Below are 24,857 nucleotides of genomic sequence, written 5' to 3'. Positions count from 1 at the left end.
ATGCGGTTACGCTACGGGTCGTAGCGTAAGAGCGACAGCCACTGGCGCCGGGTGGGGACCCGGCGCGGAACAGTCAGCCGCCGTCCGCCGGTTTTCCGGTTCGCCGTGCCGAGGGGGGAGGATAGGGCCATGCAGCCACGGAACATGTCCATGAGTGGAGTGGTCGACCTCGCCGCGGTGAAGGCGGCCGGGGAAGCCAAGCAGAAGGCGGAGCAGGCGCGCGCGGAGGCGGCGCGCCACGGCGTGGCCCCGGCCGCGGGCCGCCTCGTCTTCGACGTCGACGAGGCCGGCTTCGAGATGGAGGTCCTCCAGCGGTCCGCCGAGGTGCCCGTCGTCATCGACTTCTGGGCCGACTGGTGCGAGCCGTGCAAGCAGCTGGGCCCGCTGCTGGAGCGGCTCGCCGACGAGTACGCGGGGCGTTTCGTCCTCGCCAAGGTGGACGTCGAGGCCAACCAGCTGCTCTTCCAGCAGTTCGGCGTCCAGTCCATTCCGGCCGTCTTCGCCGTGGTGGCCGGCCAGGCCCTGCCGCTGTTCCAGGGCGCGGCGCCCGAGGCCCAGATCCGTCAGGTGCTGGACCAGCTGATCGCGGTGGCGGAGCAGCGCTTCGGCATCGTGGGCGCGCCCCTCGCGCCGGGTGAGGGCGAAGAGGCGGCCGCCCCGAAGGTGCCCGCCGGCCCCCATGACGCCGCCCTGTCCGCCGCGCACGACGCGCTGGACGCGGGCGACCTGGGCGGTGCCGTCCGTGCCTACGAGAACGTGCTGTCCGACGACCCGGCCAACGCCGAGGCCAAGCTGGGCCTCGCCCAGGCGCGGCTCCTCGAGCGCGTCCAGGGCATGGACGCGCAGGCCGTGCGCAAGGCCGCGGCCGACGCGCCGGGCGACGCGGCCGCGCAGATCGCGGCGGCCGACCTCGATCTCGTCGGCGGCCATGTCGAGGACGCCTTCGGGCGGTTGATCGACACCGTGAAGCGGACGGCCGGGGAGGACCGCGACGCCGCGCGGATGCGGCTGCTGGAGCTCTTCGAGGTGATCGGTCCTGACGATCCCCGGGTGACGGCGGCGCGTACCGCGCTGTCCCGCGCCCTGTTCTGACAGGCGCGCGACGGGCACTCGACAGACGCTCGACGGGCACTCGTCCCTCCCGCGTCACATACGGAACGGGCGACCGCGCTTTACCAAAACTTGGTAAACGCGGCCGCTGTTACGCGCGGTAAGGAAAACCCGGGCTTTCGCCCGGGTTTTTCTGTTGTGCCCCCTCGGCCTCGATCACGTTCCGGCGTCGGGCGGTCCGGTGGCGATACATACCGGCCGCTCGTTGGTTATCCGCTCGTTACTCGCAAGTAATCAACCTCTTGTGCCCCGGCCCCCGATGGACCACGATCGGGCCAGCCCGGTCCGCTCCCCGCCCGGCCATCGGTCGTGCGCGGGTCGCGGGTCCCCACCGGGCGGGCCGGCGGCACCGTCCGCCGGTCCTGGGACAGGGGGGTCCCCGTGCGCCAACGGCGGGGCCTGTTCCGGTGGTTGCGCGAAGGCGTGGCCAGTGGTTGTCGCTCGGGGGTGATCGCCGGTGTGTGACGGGCGCGGCAGGCGCCAGCGGATGCGACGGCGCTCTTCTTCCCGAGGACGTAGCTCTTCTCCCATCCCCGCACGGGCAGCCGGCCCGTACCGGGGGTGTACGTCCGAGAAGGAGGACAGTCGTGAAGGACCGGACTCGTGGCGGGACCAGATGGCGCAGGTTCGCCGTCGTGATGGTGCCCGGTGTCGCGGCGTCGGCCGCGGTCGGTGTGGCCGTCGCGCAGGGCGCCCTCGCGGCGTCGTTCAGTGTTTCGGGCCAGCAGTTCAAGGTCCAGGCCGGGAAGATGGTGGGCGAGGACTTCGTCCAGTACGGCGCCCTTGACCAGAACTCGAAGGGTGCCCACCCGGTGGCGGTCGTCGGCGTGAACCACGCGACGATCAACAACCTCTGCCAGTCCGTCGTCGTGCCCATCCCGTTCATGAACCAGGACGTGTCGATGAAGCTCACGGCGGGCGACAAGGAAGCCGTCGACGCCAAGCAGCTCTACATCGACGCCGAAGCCCTCAAGGCCGACGCGCAGTTCGAGGACATCGACATCGGCGTCTCGGTGGACGACACCCTCAAGGGCAAGGGCGCCGGCAAGGGCCCCGGCCCGCACGCCGGCGACAAGTACGTGCCGGGCTCGTTCGCCCAGCAGGCCAAGCGGGTCACCTTCACCGACGCCAAGCAGCGGGCGTGGGCGACCACCGCGGGCACCTTCACCCTCAAGGGCCTGAAGATGAAGGTCGGCTTCGGCAAGGACGAGTGCTTCAAGGACTCGGAGCTCGACTGACGGGACGGGCGTGGGACCGGGCCGCCGGCCCCACGCCCGTCACCGGCCGCCTTCCGCGACCACGACCGCGCCCGTGAGCACGGCCGCGCCCGTGAGCGCCGCCACGCGTCACTGAGCGCCACGCACCACCGATTCGCCAGTCCCGAGGAGCTGTACACCATGAGCGCCGATACGCGACCACGGCTGATCGACACGCTCGGCCGCACCCGCCGTTCGTTCTGGGACTGGCGGGGCCGACGCCCCTTCTGGGGCGGCCTGTTGTGCATCCTGGCCGGGGTCCCGGTCATGTACATCCCCTACCAGACGGTCTCGCTGGGCGATCTCCAGTTCCGGATGGCCACGACGGCCGGCGCCGGATCGCTGATCATCGGCGTACTGCTGATCGTGCTGGGCCTGACCATGTGGTACCAGCCGCAGTCGAGGGTCTTCGCCGGCGTCGCCGCGATCCTCCTCGCGCTGGTCTCCCTCGTCGTCTCCAATTTCGGCGCCTTCCTGGTGGGATTCCTGCTGGCGCTGATCGGCGGCGGCCTCGGGGTGTCCTGGGCGCCGGGAGAGGCGCGGCCCGAGCCGGTCGTCCCGTCGCCCGGTGAGCCGGACGGGAGGCACCGTGCCGACTGACCGCGCGCACGGCGCCGGGAACGGCCCGCGCCACGCCGCGCCGAGAAAGCCGCTGCTGGCCCGGCTGAACATGCCGGCCGGCAAGGCGGTCGCGCTCGCGGCGATGCCGACCGCCGTACTGATGGGCATGGGCCTCACGCCGACGCTGGCGCAGGCCAGGCCCGCGCAGCCGCTGAACCCCTTCGGGGAAGCGGGATGCGTGACCGCGCCGGACACGGTTCCGGAGCCGGACGCGACGGAGGCGGGGGAGAGCGGGACGCCCTCGCCGAAACCCCCGACCGCCGGTACGGGTACGGGCACGGACGAGCGCACCGGGACCACGGACACGCCGCCCCCGTCGAAAAAGACCGCGCCCGGCGCCGAGGAACCGTCGTCGGCACCGGCGGACCGGGGCCAGGAGCCCCCCGCCGCGTCGTCCGGCTCGCAGCCCGCGAAGACCTCGCCGGTCACCCCGCCCTCCGGGACGGTCGACCCGCTGGATCCGCTGGGCCTCGGCAAGAAGCTCACCGACATCCTGACCGGTGGGAAGAGCGGGCAGAACGGGACGCAACCGACCCCCGGGACCGGTCCGTCGGCGTCGCCCTCGCCCTCACAGTCGGCACAGGGGGCGTCGCCGAAGCAGTCGCGCCCGGACAAGGCCGTGTCGGGGCCGGTGGCCGAGCCGAAGCCGAAGGCGTCCGCGACGCCTTCCCCGTCCGCGACCCCATCGCCTTCCGCCTCCGCTTCGGAATCGGCGTCGCCCTCGCCCACTGCCTCGGCCACCGGCGAGACCGGCGGCAAGCAGCCGGGGCCCTGCCCCAAGGGCACGGTCGTCGACGAGAACGAGGGCCACGCCTTCCCCGACCAGCCCTGGTATCTGGAGGCGAGCAAGCTCACCCTGACCGGTCTCACCTATGAGGGCGTCAAGCGCGTCACGACGGCGAACAAGCAGCAGAAGACCGTGCTCAAGTTCACCGCCGACGCCCTGGAGATCAGGGACCTCCACCAGATCGTCAACAACCAGGGCAAGCAGTACCACGTGGCCGGGATGGGGACGACCTCGACGCTGAAGAGCGGCAAGGTCACCATGTACACGGAGGAGCTGAAGGGGAAGCTCCTCGGGATCCTCCCGTCCACCCAGTCGCCGACGAGCCTGCCGCCGCTGATCCCGGGACTCAAGCTGCCGATCCCGATCTTCTTCACCAATGTGAAGATCCGTCAGGCGGGGCAGTTCGGCGGGACGCTGCACATCCCGAACCTCCACCAGTACCAGACGGAGGGCACATACCCGTAGGCCGAAGAGACCGGAGTACGACACGGCCGTGGCCGCCGCCCCCGCGAGGGGGACGGCGGCCACGGCCGTCGTGCGCGTACCGGCGCCGGAACCTAGCGGTTCTCGCCGCCCAGGTGGTGCACCCGCACCATGTTGGTGGTGCCGGGGATGCCGGGCGGGGAGCCCGCCGTGATGATCATGATGTCGCCCTCGGTGTAACGCTTGAGCTTGAGCAGCTCGGCGTCGACCAGGTCGACCATCGCGTCCGTGTTGTCCACGTGCGGGACGACGAAGGTCTCGACGCCCCAGCTCAGCGTGAGCTGGTTGCGGGTCGAGGCGTCCGTGGTGAAGGCCAGGATCGGCTGCGCCGTGCGGTAGCGGGACAGCCGGCGGGCGGTGTCACCGGACTTGGTGAAGGCGACCAGCGCCTTGCCGCCCAGGAAGTCCGCGATCTCGCACGCGGCGCGGGCGACGGAACCGCCCTGCGTGCGCGGCTTCTTGCCCGGGACGAGCGGCTGGAGGCCCTTGGAGAGCAGCTCCTGCTCGGCCGCCTCGACGATGCGGGACATCGTCTTGACGGTCTCGATCGGGTACGCGCCGACCGAGGACTCGGCGGAGAGCATGACCGCGTCCGCGCCGTCCAGGATGGCGTTGGCGACGTCGGACGCCTCGGCGCGCGTGGGACGGGAGTTGGTGATCATCGACTCCATCATCTGGGTCGCGACGATCACCGGCTTGGCGTTGCGGCGGCACATCTCGATCAGGCGCTTCTGCACCATCGGGACGCGCTCCAGCGGGTACTCCACCGCCAGGTCGCCACGGGCCACCATCACACCGTCGAAGGCCATGACGACCTCGTCCATGTTGTCGACGGCCTGCGGCTTCTCGACCTTGGCGATGACCGGCACCCGGCGGCCGACCTGGTCCATGACGCGGTGGACGTCCTGGACGTCCTTGGCGTCGCGGACGAAGGACAGCGCCACCATGTCGCAGCCCATGGCGAGCGCGAACTTCAGGTCCTCGACGTCCTTCTCGGACAACGCCGGGACGTTCACCGCCGCGCCGGGCAGGTTGATGCCCTTGTGGTCGGAGATGACGCCGCCCTCGATGACGATCGTCTTCACGCGCGGGCCGTCGACCTCGGTGACCCGCAGCTCGACGTTGCCGTCGTTGATGAGGATCTGGTCGCCCTTGGCGACGTCGCCGGGCAGGCCCTTGTAGGTCGTGCCGCAGATCGTCCGGTCGCCCGGGACGTCCTCGGCGGTGATGGTGAACTCGTCGCCGCGCACCAGCTCCACGGGGCCGTCCGCGAAGGTCTCCAGGCGGATCTTCGGGCCCTGGAGGTCGGCCAGCACGCCCACCGCGCGGCCGGTCTCCTCCGAGGCCTTGCGGAGGCGGTTGTACCGCTCCTCGTGCTCCGAGTGGGACCCGTGGCTCATGTTGAAACGGGCCACGTTCATACCGGCCTCGATCAGCGACTTCAGCTGGTCGAAGGAGTCGACGGCAGGGCCCAGGGTGCAGACGATTTTGGAACGGCGCATGGGGCAGATCCTATCGGTTTGTTTCGGAGCGGAATATTCGAGCTGTGGGAAAGACCAAGGAACGGATCATGACGATCCGCTGATCAAGAGCTGACCAGCGCGTACGTCTGCGTGGCGATCTCCAGCTCCTCGTCCGTCGGGACCACGGCGACCGCGACCCGCGCGTACTCGGGGGAGATCAGCCGCGGCTCGCCCGAACGGATCTCGTTGAGCCCGGCGTCCACCACGAGGCCCAGCTCCTCCAGGCCCGCCACGGCGGCCTCGCGGACCGGGGCCGCGTTCTCGCCGACGCCCGCGGTGAAGGCCACGGCGTCGACCTTGCCCAGGACCGCGTAGTAGGCGCCGATGTACTTCTTCAGCCGGTGGACGTAGATGTCGAAGGCGAGCGCCGCCCGCTCGTCGCCCTCGTCGATCCGCCGGCGGATCTCGCGCATGTCGTTGTCGCCGCACAGTCCGATCAGACCGCTCTTCTTGTTGAGGAGCGAGTCGATCTCGTCGACGGACATCCCGGCGTTGCGGGACAGGTGCAGCAGCACCGCCGGGTCCAGGTCGCCGGAGCGGGTGCCCATGACCAGGCCCTCCAGCGGGGTGAGGCCCATGGAGGTGTCGACGCAGCGGCCGCCCTTCACCGCGGAGGCCGAGGCGCCGTTGCCCAGGTGGAGCACGATGACGTTGACCTCTTCAGGGGCCTTGCCCAGCAGCTTGGCGGTCTCGCGGGAGACGTACGCGTGCGAGGTGCCGTGGAAGCCGTAGCGGCGGATCATGTGCGCGTCGGCCGTCTCGGTGTCGATCGCGTAGCGCGCGGCCGACTCCGGCATCGTGGTGTGGAAGGCGGTGTCGAACACCGCGACCTGCGGCAGGTCGGGGCGGAGGTGCCGCGCCGTGCGGATGCCGGTGATGTTGGCCGGGTTGTGCAGCGGCGCCACCGGGATCAGGCGCTCGATCTCCGCGACGACCTCGTCCGTGATCAGGGTCGGCTCGGTGAACTCGCTGCCGCCGTGCACGACCCGGTGGCCGATCGCGGCCAGCTCCGGGGAGTCCAGGCCCAGCCCGTCGGCGGCCAGCTCCTCCCCGACGGCCTGCAGCGCGGCGTCGTGGTCGGCGATCGGGCCGGTGCGCTCGCGCTTCTCGCCGCCCGAGGCCAGCGGGGTGTGTGCCAGCCGCGAGGTCTCCTCGCCGATGCGCTCGACCAGGCCGGCGGCCAGCCGGGCGCCGTCGGCCATGTCGAGCAGCTGGTACTTGAGCGAGGACGAACCGGAGTTGAGGACGAGGACTCGGGTGGCGTTGGAAGTCATCGGGGCTTTCCGTGTGGGGGTGCGGGTGCGAGGAGGGGCTCAAGGGTTGCGGGGCCGGGGCGGCGTGCCCCGGCCCCGCGGGCCGGATCAGGGCTCGACGCGTTCGCCGCGCTGGTCGCCCTGGGCCTGGATGGCGGTGATCGCCACGGTGTTCACGATGTCCTGGACCAGCGCGCCGCGCGACAGGTCGTTGACGGGCTTGCGCAGACCCTGCAGGACCGGGCCCACCGCGACCGCGCCGGCCGAGCGCTGGACGGCCTTGTAGGTGTTGTTGCCGGTGTTCAGGTCGGGGAAGACCAGCACCGTGGCCTTGCCCGCGACCTCGGAGCCGGGCAGCTTGGTCGCGGCGACCCGGGCGTCGACGGCGGCGTCGTACTGGATCGGGCCCTCGACCAGCAGGTCGGGGCGGCGCTCCCGGACGAGCTCGGTGGCCTTGCGGACCTTGTCGACGTCCGCGCCGGAGCCGGAGGTGCCGGTGGAGTACGACAGCATCGCCACGCGCGGCTCGACGCCGAACTGCTGGGCGGTCTCGGCGGACTGGATGGCGATGTCCGCGAGCTGCTCGGCGTTCGGGTCGGGGTTGACCGCGCAGTCGCCGTAGACCAGGACCCGGTCGGCCAGGCACATGAAGAAGACCGAGGAGACGATCTGGGCGCCCGGCGCCGTCTTGATGATCTCGAAGGCGGGGCGGATGGTGGCGGCGGTGGAGTGCACCGCGCCGGAGACCATGCCGTCGGCCAGGCCCTCCTGGACCATCAGGGTGCCGAAGTAGGAGACGTCGGCGACGACGTCGTGGGCCAGCTCGACCGTCATGCCCTTGTGGGCACGGACCTTGGCGTAGATCTCGGCGAAGCGCTCGCGCAGCGGCGAGGTCGCCGGGTCGATCAGCTGGGCGTCGGCCAGGTCGATGCTCAGCTCGGCGGCGCGCTTGCGGATCGCGTCCTCCTCACCCAGCAGGATCAGGTCGCAGACGTCCCGGCGCAGCAGCACGTCGGCGGCGCGCAGCACCCGCTCCTCGGTGCCCTCGGGGAGGACGACGCGGCGGCGGGCGGAGCGGGAGCGCTCGATCAGCTCGTGCTCGAACATCATGGGCGTGACGCGCTCGGAGCGGGCCACGGAGATGCGGTTCGTCAGCTCGGCGGTGTCCACGTGGCGCTCGAAGAGGCCGAGGGCCGTCTCCGCCTTGCGCGGCGAGGACGCCTCCAGCTTGCCCTCGACGGCGAAGAGCTCGGCGGCGGTCGGGAAGGACCCGCCCGGCACGGAGACCACCGGCGTGCCCGGGGCCAGCCGGCCGGCCAGGGCGAGGATGTCCGGGCCCGGGCGCTCGTCGAGGGTCAGCAGCACACCGGCGATGGCCGGGGCGCCGGCGCTGTGCGCGGCCAGCGCGCCGACGATCAGGTCCACGCGGTCGCCGGGGGTGACCACCAGGCAGCCCTCGGTCAGGGCAGGGAGGAAGACCGGCAGCATGGCGCCGCCGAAGACGAAGTCCTTGGCGTCGCGGGCCAGCCCGGACTCGTCGCCGAGCAGCACCTCGGCGCCCAGCTGCTGGACGATCTGGCGCACGGTCGGCGCGGACAGCGCGCTGTCCTCGGGCAGGGCGTAGCAGGGCACGGGCAGGCTCGCGGAGAGCCGCTCCGCGACGGCCTCGCGGTCGGCCGGGGCGACCCGGTTGACGACCAGGGCGACGACGTCGCAGCCCAGCGAGTGGTAGGCGCGGAAGGCGTTGCGGGCCTCGGCGCGCACCGACTCGGCCGACTGCTCCTGGCCGCCGACGACCGTGATCACGGACGCGGCGAACTCGTTGGCCAGCCGGGCGTTGAGGGCCAGCTCGTCGGGGAGGGTGGTGCCCGCGAAGTCGGTGCCGAGGACGAGCACGTACTCGTGGTCGCGGGCGACCGCGTGGAAGCGCTCGACGAGCCGGGAGACCAGCTCGTCCGTGCCCCGCTCGGCCTGGAGGGCCGCCGCCTCGTTGTAGGTCATGCCGACGACGCTGTCGGGGGACTGTGCCATCCGGTAGCGCGACCGCAGCAGGTCGACGAGGCGGTCGGGGCCGTCGCCGTGGAAGAGCGGACGGAAGACGCCCACCTTCTCCACATGGCGGGTCAGGAGCTCCATGACTCCCAGCTCGATGACCTGGCGCCCGTCGCCCCGGTCGGTCCCGGTCACGTACACGCTGCGCGTCACGCGTGCTCTCCTACTCGTCCTCGGCCAGTACTCGGCTAGTGCTCGACTGAAAATAAACCCGTTAGGGTGGGCTTGACCTCTTGACAATACCTGCGCTCGTGGATAAGGCGCTCGTCAGGAGGGTGATGGCGGAATGCGACGCAGGCCGTCGGCCCATGAAACAATCGGCCTGGCTCACAGGTACCAGTAGCGAGCAGGAGAAACAGCACGATGCGCATCGGAGTCCTCACGGCGGGCGGCGACTGCCCCGGCCTGAACGCTGTCATCCGCTCGGTGGTACACCGGGCGCTCGTCGGCCACGGCGACGAGGTCATCGGCTTCGAGGACGGCTTCAAGGGCCTGCTGGACGGCCGCCACCGCAAGCTCGACCTGGACGCCGTCAGCGGCATCCTGGCCCGCGGCGGCACCATCCTCGGCTCCTCCCGCCTGGAGCGCGCCCGGCTGCGCGAGGCCTGCGAGAGCTCCAAGGAGCTCGCCCGCGACCTCGGCATCGACGTGCTGATCCCGATCGGCGGCGAGGGCACGCTCACCGCGTCCAAGATGCTCTCCGACGCGGGCCTGCCCGTCGTCGGCGTCCCGAAGACCATCGACAACGACATCTCCTCCACGGACCGCACCTTCGGTTTCGACACCGCCGTCGGCGTCGCGACGGAGGCCATCGACCGGCTCAAGACGACCGCCGAGTCCCACCAGCGGGTGATGGTCGTCGAGGTCATGGGTCGCCACGCCGGGTGGATCGCCCTGGAGTCCGGCATGGCCGGCGGCGCCCACGGCATCTGCCTGCCCGAGCGTCCCTTCGACCCGGCCGACCTCGTCAAGATGGTCGAGGAACGCTTCGCCCGGGGCAAGAAGTTCGCCGTCATCTGTGTCGCCGAGGGCGCCCACCCGGCCGAGGGCACCATGGACTACGCCAAGGGCGCCATAGACCAGTTCGGCCACGAGCGCTTCGCCGGCATCGGCACCAAGCTCGCCACCGAGCTGGAGCGCCGCCTCGGCAAGGAGGCCCGCCCGGTCATCCTCGGCCACGTCCAGCGCGGCGGCACGCCCACCGCGTACGACCGCGTCCTCGCCACCCGCTTCGGCTGGCACGCGGTCGAGGCCGCCCACCGGGGCGACTTCGGCAAGATGACCGCGCTCAAGGGCACGGACATCCACATGGTGCCGCTGGCCGACGCCGTCACCGAGCTCAAGCGGGTGCCGGAGGACCGGATGGACGAGGCGGAGTCCGTCTTCTGAACGGGCTTGCCGCAGTCCTGCGCGGTATCGCGCCCGTAGGGGCGCGGGGCCGTGACACCGTGCGGCTCCGCCGCGTGGGCGCGACCAGCCACGACGTGGTCGCAGATTGCCCGGACCCCGGGGTGGCGTGGCGGCTGCGGGCCGTCGTCGGCCGATCGCGCAGTTCCCCGCGCCCCTTCGGGGCGCTGTACGTCGAGGGCCCCCTTCCGACCAGGTCGGAAGGGGGCCCTCGGTCGTGGGGTCCCGGGGCTCACTGCGCCCCGATGGCCTCCAGCGTGTCGAGCTTCGCCGCCCGGCGGGCCGGCCAGACCGCGGCCAGCACGCCGACCGCGAGGGCCAGCAGCAGGAACACCGCGATGCGGCCCCACGGCACGACCATCTCGTACTGCGGGAAGGACGAGCGCAGCAGGTGGCCCGTCGACCAGGCGAGGAACACCCCGGCCCCGACGCCCAGCACCGCGCCGAACATCGCGATCATCACGGACTCCAGCCGGACCATCCGCTTGACCTCGCGCCGGTCCAGGCCGATCGCGCGCAGCATCCCGATCTCCCGGGTCCGCTCGAAGACCGACATGGCCAGGGTGTTGACGACGCCGACGACGGCGATGACGACGGCCATGCCCAGCAGCCCGTACATCAGGTAGAGGATGTCGTCGATGCTCCCGGCCTCGTGGCGGCGCAGGTCGTCCTGGCTCTGGACCTTGATCAAGGGGTTCTTGCCGAGCGTCTCCTTGATCTTCTCGGCGAGGTCCCCCGCCTTGCCCGGGGCGGCCTTGACCAGCACCTGGGAGTCGCGCACCTTCTCCTGGTGGGGGTCGACGAGGGCGGGGGCGGCGAGGACGGAGGACAGGATGTCGGTGTCCTTGTAGACGGCCACGACGCGCGGGGTGGCCTTCTTGCCGTCGTAGAACGCCATCGGCAGCGTGGATCCCACCGTCAGGCGGTGTTCCTTCGCGAACTTGTCCGACACGGCGACGGCGGTCGTGCCGCGTACGTCGGCGAGCGAGCCGCCGGTGACCGTTACGTCGAGAACCTTGCCGAGGGCCCGGACGTCCGTCGCCGTGACCGACCCCGGGCTCGTGTCCGTCTGGAAGCCGGCCGACCGCAGCGGCACGGCCGCCGCGACGCCGGGCTGCCCGGCGAGCGTCCTGGCGATCTCGGGGGAGAGGCCGAGGTAGCTGGTGGAACTGACCTTGTAGTCGGCCGTCATGTCCGGGGCGCCCATCGTGGACATGCCCCGGTCCGCCGAGACGGCGCCCACGGTCAGGCCGGTGATCAGGGTGAGGCCGATCATCAGCGCGGAGGCGGTGGCGGCGGTGCGGCGCGGGTTGCGCAGGGCGTTCTCCCGGGCGAGCTTGCCGCTGACGCCGTGGAGCCGGATCGCGAGGCGGCCGAAGAGCCGCACCAGCGGGCGGGACAGCAGCGGGGCCAGGACGATCAGGCCGGCGAGGGTGAGCGCCGAGCCCGCCATCGCGTAGTTGATACCGCCGCTGTCCTTGAACCTCGTGACGTACAGCATGACTCCCACGCCCAGGGCGGTGAGCGCCGCGCCGAGGGAGTTGCGCAGCACGAGGCTCCGGGGGGCGGGTGCCGCCTCGACGGAGGCGAGTGCCTCGACGGGGGCGATCCGCGCGGCCTTGCGGGACGGCAGCCACGCGGCGAGCACGGTCACCACGACGCCCACCCCGAGGGCGGACAGCACGGCCGAGGGCGTGATGACCAGCGGCCCGTCGGGCAGGCTCGCGCCGGTCCCGTTGAGCACGGGGTGGAGGCCGGTGGCGACGCCGATGCCGAGGACGAAGCCCAGGGCGGAGGCGATCAGGCCCAGCAGCCCGGCCTCGATCAGCACCGAACGCACCACCTGGCGGCGGGAGGCGCCCACGGCGCGCAGCAGCGCGATCTCACGGGTGCGCTGGGCGATCAGCATGGTGAAGGTGTTGGCGATGATGAAGACGCCGACGAAGAGGGAGATGCCCGCGAAGATCAGCAGGGTCTTGCGGATCGAGCTCGTCTGCTCGTCGATCATCTTCGCCTGGGTGGCGGCGAGTTCCTGGCCGCTGCGGGCCTCGAAGGTCTTCGGCAGGGTCGCGCGGACCTTGGCGGTGAGCGCGGTCTGGTCGGTGCCGGGGGTCGCGGAGACGGCGAGCTCGGTGAACTCGCCGGGCTTGCCGAAGAGTTTCTGCGCGGTCGCGGTGTCGAAGAGGGCCAGGCCGGCGCCCGCGCTCACGCGGGGATTGTCGGTCTTGACGATGCCCACGAGCTTCTTGTCGATGACCGGGCCGTCGACGGCCAGCCGCACGGTGCCGCCGAGCGTGACGCCGGCCTTGGCGGCGGTCTTCGCGTCCAGGGCGATCTCACCCTCGGCGGCGGGGCCGCGGCCCTTGACGAGCGGGTAGCGGCTGTCCTTGCCGTCCTTGCCGGGGACGTAGTTGTCGCCGTCGCTGCCCCAGTCGCCGCCGACGGGGTCGCCGTGGCGGTCGGCGATCATCGGCATGCCGCTGACGGACGGCCGCACGGAGGCCACGCCCGGCAGGGCGGCTATCCGCTTCACCATCGCGTCATCGAGGGCGGTGGCCTGCTCCTTCGGGTCGGTGCTGGGGCCGCCCGTCGTCACGGAGACGGCGACGTCGTCGAGGCTCTTGGACAGCCGGTCGCGGTAGGCGCCGCCGACGGAGTCGCTGAAGACGAGGGTGCCGGAGACGAAGGCGGTGCCGAGGAGGACCGCGAGGGCGGTCATCATCAGCCGGGTCTTGTGCGCGAGGAGATTGCGCAGGGCGGTACGGAACATGGGGTTCAGTCCTGGGGTTCGGATCCGGCGATGATCAGTTGGTACGGCCCTTGGCGTCGAACGCCTTCATCCGGTCGAGGACGGCATCGGCGGTGGGCGCGTGGATCTCGTCGACGATCCGCCCGTCGGCCAGGAAGACCACGCGGTCCGCGTAGGAGGCGGCGACGGGGTCGTGGGTGACCATGACGATCGTCTGCCGGAGCGCCTGGACGGACTCGCGCAGGAAGCCCAGCAGCTCGGCGCCGGAGCGGGAGTCGAGATTGCCGGTGGGCTCGTCGGCGAAGACGATCTCGGGCTTGGCGGTCAGCGCCCGTGCCACGGCCACGCGCTGCTGCTGCCCACCGGACAACTGGCTCGGCCGGTGCGCGAGCCGCCCGGACAGGCCCAGCGTGGTGACGATCCGCTGGAGCCACTCGGGATCGGCCTGGCGGCCCGCGATGTCCAGCGGCAGCGTGATGTTCTCCAGCGCGGAGAGCGTGGGCAGCAGGTTGAACGCCTGGAAGACGAAGCCCACGCGGTCCCGGCGCAGCCGGGTGAGCTGCCGGTCCCCGAGCGAGCCGAGCTCGACGTCCCCGATCCGGGCGGAGCCCGAGGAGATGGAGTCCAGGCCCGCCATGCAGTGCATCAGCGTCGACTTCCCGGAACCGGACGGCCCCATGATCGCGGTGAACTCGGCACGCCGGAACTCCACGGACACCGAGTCCAGGGCGGCCACCCGGGTCTCGCCCTGCCCGTAGACCTTGCTCAGCCCGGTGGCACGGGCGGCGACGGCACCGCCGGCGGGCGAGCGGGGGACGGCGTAAGCGGCCGTGTGGGACACGGGTCTCCTCCGGAGGGGTGGGGTAAAGGGGGAATCAGCACCTCCAATTCTTGGCGCGCCCCGTCCGCGAAACGTCAGCCCAACGACCGGAATGCGGTGTCGGTCTCGGGTCCCGCGGGGGCACGGACGCGTAGTACTTCAGACGGACGGCGTCATCCCGGGGACGGGTGGGACGACCTCATCCCTTCACCGCCCCGCCCAGCGCGAAGCCGCCGCCCAGGCGGCGGGCGATGAGGGCGTACAGCAGGACGACGGGCGTCGAGTAGAGGATCGAGAAGGCCGCGAGCTGGCCGTAGGCCACCTGGCCGTGGTTCCCGAAGAACGTGAAGATGCTGACGGACGCGGGCAGCTGGTCCGGGGTGAGCAGCAGCATGAAGGGGACGAAGAAGTTGCCCCACATCATGATGAAGCAGTAGATGGTGACGACCGCGAGGCCCGGGCCCATCAGCGGCAGGATGACGCGCACGAGCGTCTGGAGGCGGCCCGCGCCGTCCGTCCACGCCGCTTCTTCCAGGACGACCGGCACGCCGTCCATGAAGTTCTTCATCAGCCAGATCGCGAAGGGGAGTTGCGCGGTCGCGAGGAAGAACGCGGTGCCCTGGATCGTGTCGATGAGGTCGATCCGGACGAACAGCCCGTACACCGGCACCATGACCGCCGTGATCGGCAGGCACGTCGCGAAGAGCACGCCGAGCAGATAGGGCCTGGTGAAGCGCGAGCGGTGGCGCGAGAGCGGGTACGCGGCGAGCGCGGCGCACACGATCGTGATCAGGGTCGCCCCGCCGCACAGCAGCAGGCTGTTGAGCATGGGCGTGAAGGTGATCTCGTCGGTGAGGACGGCGGAGAAGTTCTCCGCCGTCGGCCCGGTCGGCATCCGCACCCGCAGCCCGGCCTCGGCGTCGACGGAGGCCAGCAGCAGCCAGACGAGCGGGGCGGCGAAGGCCGCCAGCAGCACGAGCAGCGCCGCGTCGGAGGCCAGACGGTGACGGAAGCGGCGGGTGGACGGGCGCATGGCACCTCCGTGCGCGACGCGCGCGGCTCCGCGCGCGTCAGCCGCTCGGAGCGTAGCGCGCGCACGGGCCGGGCAGCAGAGGGCGTGCCCGCCCCCGGGGCTACGAGGACGGCGGCTCCGGCGGCGTCCCCGGCGTCCCGGGAGCGGTCTGCCGCGCCGTCGTGCGGGCCTGCATCAGCGCGGCGGCGGCCGTGACACAGCCGCTGACCGCTGTCAGAAGACCGCCCATGGCGGTGATCAGCGCCGCCGGATCCGCGCCGTCGTCCTTGGGAGTGGGGTAAGCGGCGGCCGGCGGAACGGGCTGTGCGGGCATGATCGGAGTGGGGCTCGGCGAAGAGGTGCCCGTGGCGTCCGGCGGAGTGGCGCCCGGTGGCGGGCCGGTGCGGTCCGGAAGGGGCGCCTTCGTCGCGGGGGCGCCGAACGTCGGGGGCGCGGGAGTCTGCGTCCCGGCACCTGTGCCGTTGCGGAAGGTCAAGGCCAGCCAGACCGCGGTCAGCAGCGTCGCCGCGGACAGCATCGCGGTCAGCGGCACCGCACGGGAGCGGCGCGCGGGCGCGGGCCGCGGCGCCGGTGTCGGTGACGGCCCGCGGGGCAACCCCCTCGGGGGTGCCGGCGGCGCGGCGGGCGGCCTGGCAGGCCGCGGTAAGGAGCGTTCCAGCAGCAAGGCCGCCGTTCCCGCTCCCACGGCCAGCCCCGCGACCCACGCGGGAGCTTCCGGAGAGGCGTCCGGATCCGCCCACGTGCCCACCGCGAGCGCGCCACAGGAGACGACCGCCCCGGACAACGCGCATATCCGGCCCAGCCGCAGGCGCCGCCGCTGCCCATCCAGGGCCGGTTCGCGACTCATGGACCAAGGCTAGGACGTGCCGTCACCGCTGCCCAGAGAGTAGCCGGAGAGCAGTCGCCGTCCGGCCGACAACGGTGAACGGGGAACGGGGAACGCTCACTTCGCCGTCGAGTAGATCATCCCCGCGAACTCGGCGACCTGGTTGTCCGGCAGGTGCCGGGCCACGTCCGCCTCGCTGATCATGCCGACCAGCCGCTTGTTCTCGATGACCGGCAGCCGGCGGATCTTGTGGCTCTCCATCTCGTGCAGCACGTCCTCCACATCCGCGTTCGCGTCGATCCACCGTGGTGTCCCCTCGCAGAGGTCGCCCGCCGTGGCCCTGTCCGGGTTTCCTCCCCGGGCGAGGCACTTCACCACGATGTCCCGGTCGGTGATGATGCCGCACATCCGCCCGTTGTCGTCGCTGACGGGCAGGGCGCCCACGTCGAGCATCTGCATCACCTGGGCGGCCCGGGTCAGCGTTTCGTCACGCGTGATCCACTGGGCGCCCTCGTGCATGATGTCCTTGGCTCTGGTCATGATGACCAGCCTCCAGTCGTCAGGGGGCCGCGAAGACCCGTCCAGCGAACTCCGCGATCTGCTCGTCCGTGAGGTTCTTGGCGAGCTCCGACTCGCTGATCATGCCGATCAGACGGTGGCCGTCCGCCACGTCGATCACCGGGAGCCGTTTGATCCGGTGGATCTCCATGGTCTCCAGCGCCTCGGTCGCGTCCGCGTCCGCCGCGACCCAGTGCAGCGCGCCGCCCAGCGACCCGGCCTCCACGGACGCCGGATCGCGCCCGGTGGCCACGCACTCCACGACGATGTCGCGGTCGGTGACCAGGCCCTTGAGCCGGTTGTCGTCGCCGCAGATCGGCAGCGAGCCCACGTTCAGCTCGCGCATCAGCTTCGCGGCCTCGAAGAGGGACTCGTGCGCCCCGATGCACCGCACACCCTCGTGCATGATGTCGCGGCAGGTGAGCGGTCGTCCGCCGGTGGTACGGGCCATGACCGAAACTCCCTTCGTCGCTCCGGGCACGACCGGCCGGTGCGCCCGGCACCTCCATCCTCTCCCTCGCCGCGCCGCCCGGCCATCGGAGGGCTGCTCCGTTCGGGTGACGTCCGGGTGACGTCCGGGTGGGGCGCGCCCCCGCCGCTCCCCGGGCGCGTGTCAGTGGCCGGTGCGAGACTGAAATCCGGCCGGGGAAACCCGGTGGAGGTCTCCCGGAGTCCAGAAGGAACTCCCGAAGGAAGTCCCGAAGGAGCACGCCACCATGCTCACCACGAACTTTGTCACCGGCGCCCCCAACTGGCTCGACCTCGGCAGCCCCGATACGGACGCGGCCGCCGCCTACTACGGCCGGGTCTTCGACTGGTCCTACGAGTCGGCCGGCCCCGAGGCCGGCGGGTACGGCTTCTTCAAGCTCGGCGGCAGCACCGTCGCCGCCCTCGGCCCCCTCACCGACGAGGGCGCGAGCTCCGCGTGGACGGTCTACTTCCGGACGCCCGACGCCGAGGCCACGGCCAAGGCCGTCGAGCAGGGCGGGGGCACGGTCCGCGTGGCGCCGTTCGACGTGATGGAGGCCGGGCGGATGGCCTGTTTCACCGACCCGGGCGGCGCGGAGTTCGCCGTCTGGCAGCCCGCGGCCGTCGCCGGCCTGGAGAAGGCGTCCGACGAGGGCGCCCTGTGCTGGGCGGAGCTCCACACCGGCGACCCCACCGCCGCCAAGGCCTTCTACCGGGGCATCTTCGGCTGGCGCTCCGAGGACATGAAGGTCCCCGGCATGACGTACACGGTCCTCTCCACGGCGGAGGGCGACCAGCAGGACGCCTCCTTCGGTGGCGTCGTCCCCCTGCGGGACGAGTCGGAGGTCCCCCGCTGGATCCCGTACTTCTCGGTGACCGACGTCGACGAGGTCGTCACCAACACCCAGGGCGCCGGCGGGTCGGTGCTGATGCCCGCCTCCGACGTCCCCGACGTCGGCCGCATGGCCTGGCTCGCGGACCCCTTCGGGGCGCCCTACGCCGTCATCAAGCCGAACCCGCCGATCCAGGTGGCGGCCTAGCCCCGCGGCATGACGTCCGCGCTGGTCAGGGCGGGTCAGGCCAGGTCAGGACAGTATTCTTCCCCCTCATGGATCTCGTACTCGACCCGCCGCACGGCGTCGCGCCCGTGCGGCTCGGCATGACCTACGCCGAGGCCCTCGCCGCCGTCACCCAGACCTTCGGGGCGCCGCGGACCGCCCGCGAGGGGCTCATCTCCACGAGCCTGGACGGCATCGGCTTCCAGGTGCTGCTGGAGAAGCGGGACCGGGTCACGGCCCTCGAGCTGTGGTGGCCGGGCGAGGGCCGTACATCGAGCACGCGCGTCCTCCTCGACGGCGACGACGTCTTCACCACCCCCGCCCGCCACGTGCTGCGCCGCGCGGCCGCCCGGGGCTGGACGGTCGAGGACCCCGACGAGGAGTACTGCCGCATACCCGGCGTGACCCTGGGGTTCACGCGGATGACCTCGCAGGAGGTCCCGCGCGAGCGTGACGGCCTGCCCGTGTGCTTCACCTCTGTCCTCGTCGCCGACGAGCGCTACTACGACGGCCCCTAGGCCGCTGGGCCGTGTCCGGCGGATCTTCGTCCCGCGCCACCACGGCGCCCCTTACGGGGCACTGCGTGATCCGCCGGACGGCCTAGACGTCCTCCCGCAGCAGCCGCACGTACACCGTCGCGAACAACGCCCCCACCACCAGCAGCAACAGCGCCACCGCCGTGCCGTAGCCGATCAGCGACTTCAGGAACGCCTGGTCGTACATGAACACCGGCAGCGTCTGGCTGCGGTTCCCCGGGCCGCCGCGCGTCATCGCCCAGATCAGGCCGAACACCGACAGCGTCTGCAAGGTGTTGAGCATGAGGTTCGTGCCGATCGAGCGCCGCAGCAGCGGCAGGGTGATGTGCCAGAGGCGGCGGAGGCCGCGCGCGCCGTCGACCTCCGCCGCCTCCGTCACGTCCTGCGGGATCTCCGCCAGCGCCGCCGAGTAGACCAGCATCGAGAACGCCGTGCCGCGCCAGACGTTCGCGAACGACACCGCCAGGATCGGCAGTGTGAACAGCCAGTTCTGCTGCGGGAGATGGAGCAGTTCCAGCACCGCGTTGAGCGTGCCGCGCCGGTTGAAGAACGTGTACAGCAGGAAACCCGCGACGATCTCCGGCACGACCCAGGCCGCGACCACGACCGTGCCCGTCGCCGTCCGGACGGCCTTCGACGCATGCCGCATCAGAGCGGCCAGCGCGAATCCCAGCGAGTTCTGCCCGAGAAGGGAGGAAACCACGGTGAAGACCAGTGTCAGCACCACCGCGTTGAGGAAGTCCGGATCCCCGAACGCCCGGCGGAAGTTGGCCAGTCCGACGAAGGACGCGGTGGCCTGGCCCGTCAGCTGGGTGTCGGTGAAGGCGAGCCACACGCAGTACGCGACCGGGCCCGCCAGGAAGAGGATCAGGAGGGTGGTGGCCGGGGCGAGGGGGAGCCAGCGCGCCACCCGTCGCGTGGGTGAGGTCATCGCGTCGTCACACCCGCCCCGCCCACGATCGACCGCAGCCGTTCGTCGTAGCCCCGCGCCGCCTTCGTCGCGTCGGCGTCGCCCGTCGTGACGGACTCCATGGCCTCCTGAATGGCGTTCGACACCCGGGGGTAGACGGGCAGCGCGGGCCGCCAGTGGCTGTCCTTGACCAGGTCGGTGAAGAAACCGATGCCCGGCATGGACGAGCGGTACCTCGCGGAGGCGGCCACGTCGTCCCGGACGGCGATCTGGCCGTCGCGCACGGTCCACTCCGTCGCGTTGTCCGGCGTCTGCAGGAACGCGATGGCCCGCCAGGCCAGGTCCGCCTTCGCCGACTTGGCGCCGATCGACCACGTCCAGCCGCCGGAGAGGCTCACCCGGCCCGGGTCGCGGCCGTCCTGGGTGGGGAAGGCGGTACGGCCCATGACCGCCGTCCAGCGGGGCCAGGGCTTCGCGCCGGAGTCGATCCAGTACTTGCCGAGCCAGTTCCCGTCGAGGTCGATGGCGAGCTTGCCGGCGGGGAGCCAGTCGGTGGCGACATGGGTGGAGATGTTGGGGTCGAGCGCGTCGGACGGCTCCGGGCCGAGCTTCTCGGCGTAGACGGTGCGGACGAATTCCAGGGAGTCGCGGAAGCCCTTGCTTCCCGCGACCCATTTCCTGCTCGCCGGTACGTACAGCGGGTCCGGGCCCGTGCCGTACAGCAGCATCTCGAAGCCCTGCATCGTCGCGGCCTCGCCGGCGCCCTTGCCGGTGTAGACGTTGAGGGGGACGACGCCGGGGACGGCGCGCTTGACGGCGCGGGCGGCGTCGAGGACGTCGTTCCAGGTCCGGGGCCGCCAGTCGGTGGGGAGCCCGGCCTTGGCGAAGATCTCCTTGTTGAACCACAGGGCGCGGGTGTCGGTGCCGTCGGGCACCCCGTACGTCTTCCCGTCCACGCCCCGCGCGGACGCCTTCGCGGCCGGCACGAAGCGGTCCCAGTCCTTCCAGTCGGCCAGCTTGTCGTCCAGGGGTCTCAGATAGCCGCTGGTGATGTCGGAGTTGATGAGGAAGGTGTCCTCGCGGACGACGTCCGGGGCGGTCTTCGCGGACCGCATCATCTGCTGGATCTTGGCGTAGTAGTCCTCCAGCGAGGCCTGGACGGGCAGCAGCCGCAGCTTCTTCCCGGGGTTCTCCTGCTCGAACCGCCTCTTGATCATGGCGAGGTAGGTATCCATGATCCGGACCTTGTTGTCCGTGCTGCGCTGGTAGGCGACCTTGACCGTGTCCGGGTCGTCGTCGCCGGAACCGCTCCCGCACGCCACCACGGAAGTGGCGGCGAGAGCGGTGAGGGCGATGAGGCGTACGGGGGTGGTGGGGCGCACGGCTCGACCTCCTACGGCACCTGTCGAGTGCTGCGTTCGTCGAGTACTGCGTTCCCCGGGCCGCCCCGCGGAACCCTTTCAGCGTGGCGTGGACGTCAGCCAGCGGTAGCGCAGTTCGGGCCGGCCGATCTGCCCGTACTGCGGGGCGCGGACGGCACGGCCGGTGTCCACGAGGTGCTCCAGATAGCGCCGGGCCGTGATCCGCGAGACGCCCACGGCGGTGGCGGTCCCGCCCGAGGAGACCCCCGCCGAACCGGCCGCCCGGACGTTGTCGATGACCGCCTGGAGGGTGTCCCCGGCCAGCCCCTTCGGCAGCGCGGCGGGCTGCGGGGCGCGCAGGGCGGCGAGGGCGCGGTCCACCTCCTCCTGGCCGCTCGCCTCGCCCGCGGCGGCGCGGAACTCCGCGTACCGGGTGAGGCGGTCGCGGAGGGTGGCGAAGGTGAAGGGCTTGAGCACGTACTGGACGACGCCCAGCGAGACGCCCTCCCGGACGACCGCGAGGTCGCGCGCGGACGTCACCGCGATGACGTCCGCCGTGTGCCCGGCGGCGCGCAGCGACCGCAGGAGCTGCAGGCCGTGGCCGTCGGGGAGGTACATGTCGAGCAGCAGCAGGTCGACCGGCGTCCGCTTGAGGAACTGCGAGGCGTCCCCGCGCGAGTGGGTCACCCCCGCGACCGTGAACCCCGGCACCCGGCCCACGTACAGCGCGTGCGCGTCGGCGGCGACGGGGTCGTCCTCGACGATCAGCACACGGATCGCCTGCGGGGCGTTCGTGGGAACGTCCGGACCCGTCGGTCTCACGGTGGTCATACGGGGACTCCTTCGGTGGTGCGGACGTGCTGGAGCGGCAGCCGGACGGTGAACTCGGCCCCGCCGTCGGGGGCGTCGGCCAGGGCGACGGTGCCGGCGTTGCGGCGGGCGGCCTGGCGGACGAGGGCGAGACCGAGACCACGGCCCCCAGGGGTTTCGCCGCCGGGCGGTGTCGTCTTCGTCGACCAGCCGCGGCGGAAGATCTCGTCGGCCGCCTCCGGCGGTACGCCGGGGCCCGTGTCGGCGACGCGCAGGAGGAGTTCGGCGCCGTCCGCCCGGACCGTGACGGTGACCCGGGGCGGGCGGGCGCCGCTCGCGCACGAGGCGTCCACCGCGTTGTCGATCAGGTTGCCCAGCATCGTCACCAGGTCGCGGGCGGACAGGTCGGGGGGCAGCAGCCCGTCGTCCACGTGGCTGTCGTCGGTGAGGACGAGCTCCACGCCGTGCTCGTTGGCCTGGGCGGCCTTGCCCAGCAGCAGCGCGGCGAGCACGGGCTCGGCCACGGCGGCGACGACCCGGTCGGTCAGGGCCTGGGCGAGCTCGAGTTCCGCCGTGGCGAATTCCACGGCCTCGTCCGCGCGGCCCAGTTCGATGAGCGAGACGACGGCGTGCAGCCGGTTCGCCGCCTCGTGCGCCTGCGAGCGCAGCGCCTCGGCGAAGCCGCGCACGGAGTCCAGCTCGCCGGAGAGCGCCTGGAGTTCGGTGTGGTCGCGCAGGGTCACGACCGTGCCGTGCCGCTCACCGCCGGCCACCGGCGAGGTGTTGAGGACGACGACCCGTTCGTCGGTCAGGTGCACCTCGTCCACGCGCGGCCCGGCGGCGAGCAGGGCCTCCGTCAACGACGGCGGCAGCCCCAGCTCGGTGACGGGCAGGCCGATGACGTCCCCGCGCAGACCGAGGAGTTCCCGGCCGCCGTCGTTGACGAGGGCCACCCGGTGCCTTCCGTCGAGCATCAGCAGCCCCTCGCGGACCGCGCGCAGCGCGGCCTCGTGGTAGTCGCGCATCCGGGCGAGCTCGGCGGCGTTCATGCCGTGGGTGTCCCGGCGCAGCCGGGCGATCAGCAGGTACGTCCCGGCGCCGCCGAACGCCAGCACGGTCAGGGCCACCCCGAGGAACACCAGGACCTGGTCGCGGACCTGGGCGCTGATCGCGTCGACGGTGATGCCCGCGCTGACCAGCCCGGCCACCCGGCCGTCCTCGTCCCGCACGGGCGCGACGGTCCGCACGGACGGGCCGAGGGTGCCCGTGTACGTCTCCGAGAACGTATGGCCTTCGAGGGCGGGCTCGGTGTGGCCGAGGTAGCGCTCGCCGATGCGGAGCGGATCGGGGTGGGTCCAGCGGACGCCGTCGGGGCTCATGATCGTCACGAAGTCGACGCCCGTGTCCCGGCGGACCTGCTCGGCGTACGGCTGGAGGCGGACGGCCGGGTCCCGCTCCCGTACGGCCGTCTGTACGGCGGGGGAGGCGGCGACGGCGACGGCGGCCGCGGTCACCTGGCGGCGGGCGGACTCCTCGGCCTGGTCGCGGTCGGCCAGGTACGCGAAGACCGCGCACCCGGCCACCACGGCGGCGACCAGCGCGATCTGGGTCGCGAAGAGCCGGCCGGCCAGGCTGTGGGGGAGGCGGATGCGAGGTGTGCGCATGGCCGACAGTGTGCCTGTTGGCCGGTTCGTGAACGTAATGCACATAAGGGTGACCACCGTCACAGGGCCGTGCATAGTCTCCGGGACCCCACTTTCCTCGGGAGAACCCCACGATCACCCTTTGAGGAGCCCACCGTGAGCACCGAGACAGCGCAGCCACCCCCACCACCACCCGCCCATCGGGACCGGTCGCACTACCTGTACCTCGCGGTGATCGGCGCGGTGCTCGTCGGCGTGGTGGTCGGTTTCGCCGCGCCGGGTGTGGCGGTGGAGCTCAAGCCGCTGGGCACGGGCTTCGTCAACCTCATCAAGATGATGATCGCGCCCGTCGTCTTCTGCACGATCGTGCTCGGCATCGGGTCCGTGCGGAAGGCCGCCAAGGTCGGCGCGGTGGGTGGACTGGCGCTGGGGTACTTCCTGCTGATGTCCACGGTGGCCCTGGCCATCGGCCTCGTCGTCGGCAACCTCCTGGAGCCGGGCAGCGGGCTGCACCTCACGGACACCCTCCGGCACGCGGGCGAGGCCCAGGCCAAGGGCGCCGCACACGAGTCGACGTCGGACTTCGTGCTCGGCATCATCCCGACCACGATCGTGTCCGCCTTCACGGGCGGCCAGGTGCTCCAGACGCTGCTGGTGGCGCTGCTCACGGGCTTCGCGCTCCAGGCCATGGGCCCGATGGGCGAGCCGGTGCTGCGGGGGATCGGGCACATCCAGAAGCTGGTCTTCCGGATCCTCGCCATGATCATGTGGGCGGCGCCGGTGGGCGCGTTCGGCGCGATCGCCGCGCTGGTCGGGGCGACGGGCATGGACGCGCTGAAGTCCCTGGCCGTCATCATGCTCGGCTTCTACGTGACGTGCCTGATCTTCGTGGTCGTGGTGCTCGGGAGCCTGCTGCGGCTGGTGGCGGGGGTGAACGTCTTCGCCCTGCTGAAGTACCTGGGGCGGGAGTTCCTGCTGATCCTGTCGACGTCCTCGTCGGAATCGGCGCTCCCGCGCCTGATCGCGAAGATGGAGCACCTGGGCGTCAGCAAGCCGGTGGTCGGCATCACGGTGCCGACGGGGTACTCCTTCAACCTCGACGGGACGGCCATCTACCTCACGATGTCCTCGCTTTTCGTGGCCGAGGCGATGGGGAATCCGCTGTCTCTGAGCCAGCAGGTCTCCCTGCTGCTCTTCATGATCGTCGCCTCGAAGGGCGCGGCGGGAGTGACGGGCGCCGGCCTCGCCACCCTGGCGGGCGGCCTCCAGTCCCACCGGCCCGAGCTCGTGGACGGCGTCGGCCTGATCGTCGGCATCGACCGCTTCATGAGCGAGGCCCGCGCCATGACCAACTTCGCGGGCAACGCGGTGGCGACCGTCCTCGTCGGCACGTGGACGAAGGAGATCGACACCGCCCGCGCCCGCGAGGTGCTCGCGGGAAGGCTCCCCTTCGAGGAGACCTCCCTGGCGGCCGACGCCGGACACGGCGCGGCGCCATCAGCGCAGGGGGCCGTCGCGGCCGCCTGACCACTCAGACCACCCCCACGGCGTGGCCGCCACTCCCCACCGGCGGCCCCCGGGCCCGGAACGGCA

The 24,857-nt window shown here is 71.8% G+C and carries 21 protein-coding genes; 8 read left to right on the top strand and 13 right to left on the bottom strand.

Annotation, left to right across the window (positions count from 1 at the left end; translation table 11 throughout):
* The first annotated feature begins 129 nt into the window (after positions 1-129).
* The 4 genes from IE096_RS11765 to IE096_RS11750 all read left to right on the top strand — a co-directional run bounded on the left by IE096_RS11765 (position 130) and on the right by IE096_RS11750 (position 4,239).
* The gene (locus IE096_RS11765; RefSeq protein WP_189451374.1) at positions 130-1,092 is read left to right on the top strand and encodes a tetratricopeptide repeat protein; all 963 of its coding nucleotides are present in this window, start codon (positions 130-132) and stop codon (positions 1,090-1,092) included.
* Positions 1,093-1,697: 605 nt separating this feature from the next.
* Entirely contained in the window at positions 1,698-2,348 is a 651-nt protein-coding gene (locus IE096_RS11760; protein ID WP_189451373.1) for a DUF6230 family protein, read from the top strand.
* 159 nt (positions 2,349-2,507) lie between these two features.
* Entirely contained in the window at positions 2,508-2,966 is a 459-nt protein-coding gene (locus IE096_RS11755; protein ID WP_373298088.1) for a DUF6114 domain-containing protein, read from the top strand.
* Complete coding sequence (locus tag IE096_RS11750) at positions 2,956-4,239, top strand: hypothetical protein (RefSeq protein WP_189451372.1); 1,284 nt, start codon at positions 2,956-2,958, stop codon at positions 4,237-4,239. Before IE096_RS11755 ends, IE096_RS11750 begins: the two co-directional genes overlap by 11 nt.
* 92 nt (positions 4,240-4,331) lie before the next feature.
* Here IE096_RS11750 and pyk read toward each other — a convergent pair whose 3' ends face one another.
* The 3 genes from pyk to pta form a co-directional block, all read right to left on the bottom strand.
* Complete coding sequence (gene pyk, locus IE096_RS11745) at positions 4,332-5,759, bottom strand: pyruvate kinase (RefSeq protein WP_189451371.1); 1,428 nt, start codon at positions 5,757-5,759, stop codon at positions 4,332-4,334.
* Between the two features lie 83 nt (positions 5,760-5,842).
* Positions 5,843-7,054, bottom strand: coding sequence for an acetate kinase (locus IE096_RS11740; RefSeq protein WP_189451370.1), 1,212 nt, complete (start codon positions 7,052-7,054; stop codon positions 5,843-5,845).
* Positions 7,055-7,141: 87 nt separating this feature from the next.
* Positions 7,142-9,238 carry a phosphate acetyltransferase gene (gene pta, locus IE096_RS11735; protein ID WP_189451369.1) on the bottom strand — a complete coding sequence of 699 codons (2,097 nt, stop codon included), beginning with the start codon at positions 9,236-9,238 and terminating at the stop codon, positions 7,142-7,144.
* A gap of 210 nt (positions 9,239-9,448) precedes the next feature.
* On the opposite strand from pta, the gene IE096_RS11730 reads away from it, so the two are divergent.
* Entirely contained in the window at positions 9,449-10,474 is a 1,026-nt protein-coding gene (locus IE096_RS11730) for an ATP-dependent 6-phosphofructokinase (protein WP_189451368.1), read from the top strand.
* Between the two features lie 250 nt (positions 10,475-10,724).
* Here the strand turns inward: IE096_RS11730 and IE096_RS11725 are convergent, their stop codons facing one another.
* The 6 genes from IE096_RS11725 to IE096_RS11700 form a co-directional block, all read right to left on the bottom strand.
* Positions 10,725-13,262 (bottom strand): ABC transporter permease, encoded by a 2,538-nt coding sequence (locus tag IE096_RS11725; protein ID WP_189451367.1) that lies wholly within the window; start codon positions 13,260-13,262, stop codon positions 10,725-10,727.
* A gap of 34 nt (positions 13,263-13,296) precedes the next feature.
* Positions 13,297-14,082, bottom strand: a complete 786-nt coding sequence (locus tag IE096_RS11720) for an ABC transporter ATP-binding protein (RefSeq protein ID WP_189451366.1) — start codon at positions 14,080-14,082, stop codon at positions 13,297-13,299.
* Between the two features lie 178 nt (positions 14,083-14,260).
* Positions 14,261-15,094 (bottom strand): carbohydrate ABC transporter permease, encoded by an 834-nt coding sequence (locus tag IE096_RS11715; protein WP_189451365.1) that lies wholly within the window; start codon positions 15,092-15,094, stop codon positions 14,261-14,263.
* A gap of 100 nt (positions 15,095-15,194) precedes the next feature.
* The gene (locus IE096_RS11710) at positions 15,195-15,626 is read right to left on the bottom strand and encodes a hypothetical protein (protein ID WP_189451364.1); all 432 of its coding nucleotides are present in this window, start codon (positions 15,624-15,626) and stop codon (positions 15,195-15,197) included.
* 411 nt (positions 15,627-16,037) lie between these two features.
* Positions 16,038-16,460, bottom strand: a complete 423-nt coding sequence (locus IE096_RS11705) for a CBS domain-containing protein (RefSeq protein WP_189451363.1) — start codon at positions 16,458-16,460, stop codon at positions 16,038-16,040.
* A gap of 19 nt (positions 16,461-16,479) precedes the next feature.
* Positions 16,480-16,929 (bottom strand): CBS domain-containing protein, encoded by a 450-nt coding sequence (locus IE096_RS11700; RefSeq protein ID WP_189451362.1) that lies wholly within the window; start codon positions 16,927-16,929, stop codon positions 16,480-16,482.
* A gap of 265 nt (positions 16,930-17,194) precedes the next feature.
* On the opposite strand from IE096_RS11700, the gene IE096_RS11695 reads away from it, so the two are divergent.
* A complete protein-coding gene (locus tag IE096_RS11695) occupies positions 17,195-17,986 on the top strand; it encodes a VOC family protein (protein WP_189451361.1) in 792 nt (263 codons plus the stop codon).
* A 68-nt stretch (positions 17,987-18,054) separates the two neighbouring features.
* On the top strand, positions 18,055-18,522 hold the full coding sequence (locus IE096_RS11690) for a hypothetical protein (RefSeq protein WP_189451360.1): 468 nt from the start codon (positions 18,055-18,057) through the stop codon (positions 18,520-18,522).
* Between the two features lie 82 nt (positions 18,523-18,604).
* On the opposite strand, the gene IE096_RS11685 is transcribed toward IE096_RS11690, so the two are convergent.
* The 4 genes from IE096_RS11685 to IE096_RS11670 all read right to left on the bottom strand — a co-directional run bounded on the left by IE096_RS11685 (position 18,605) and on the right by IE096_RS11670 (position 23,285).
* Positions 18,605-19,471 (bottom strand): carbohydrate ABC transporter permease, encoded by an 867-nt coding sequence (locus IE096_RS11685; protein WP_189451359.1) that lies wholly within the window; start codon positions 19,469-19,471, stop codon positions 18,605-18,607.
* On the bottom strand, positions 19,468-20,832 hold the full coding sequence (locus tag IE096_RS11680; protein WP_189451358.1) for an extracellular solute-binding protein: 1,365 nt from the start codon (positions 20,830-20,832) through the stop codon (positions 19,468-19,470). Before IE096_RS11680 ends, IE096_RS11685 begins: the two co-directional genes overlap by 4 nt.
* A gap of 78 nt (positions 20,833-20,910) precedes the next feature.
* On the bottom strand, positions 20,911-21,642 hold the full coding sequence (locus IE096_RS11675; protein WP_189451357.1) for a response regulator: 732 nt from the start codon (positions 21,640-21,642) through the stop codon (positions 20,911-20,913).
* Entirely contained in the window at positions 21,639-23,285 is a 1,647-nt protein-coding gene (locus IE096_RS11670; RefSeq protein ID WP_189451356.1) for a sensor histidine kinase, read from the bottom strand. The genes IE096_RS11675 and IE096_RS11670 overlap by 4 nt, the downstream gene beginning before the upstream one ends.
* A gap of 135 nt (positions 23,286-23,420) precedes the next feature.
* Here IE096_RS11670 and IE096_RS11665 point away from each other — a divergent pair, with 135 nt between their 5' ends.
* Positions 23,421-24,791 (top strand): cation:dicarboxylate symporter family transporter, encoded by a 1,371-nt coding sequence (locus IE096_RS11665; protein ID WP_189451355.1) that lies wholly within the window; start codon positions 23,421-23,423, stop codon positions 24,789-24,791.
* The last annotated feature ends 66 nt before the right edge of the window (positions 24,792-24,857 follow it).

Origin of the sequence: Streptomyces abikoensis (assembly GCF_014648775.1) — a bacterium.
In the GTDB taxonomy this organism is placed as follows: Bacteria; Actinomycetota; Actinomycetes; order Streptomycetales; family Streptomycetaceae; genus Streptomyces; species Streptomyces abikoensis.
This window is presented reverse-complemented; position numbering and strand designations above follow the sequence as displayed.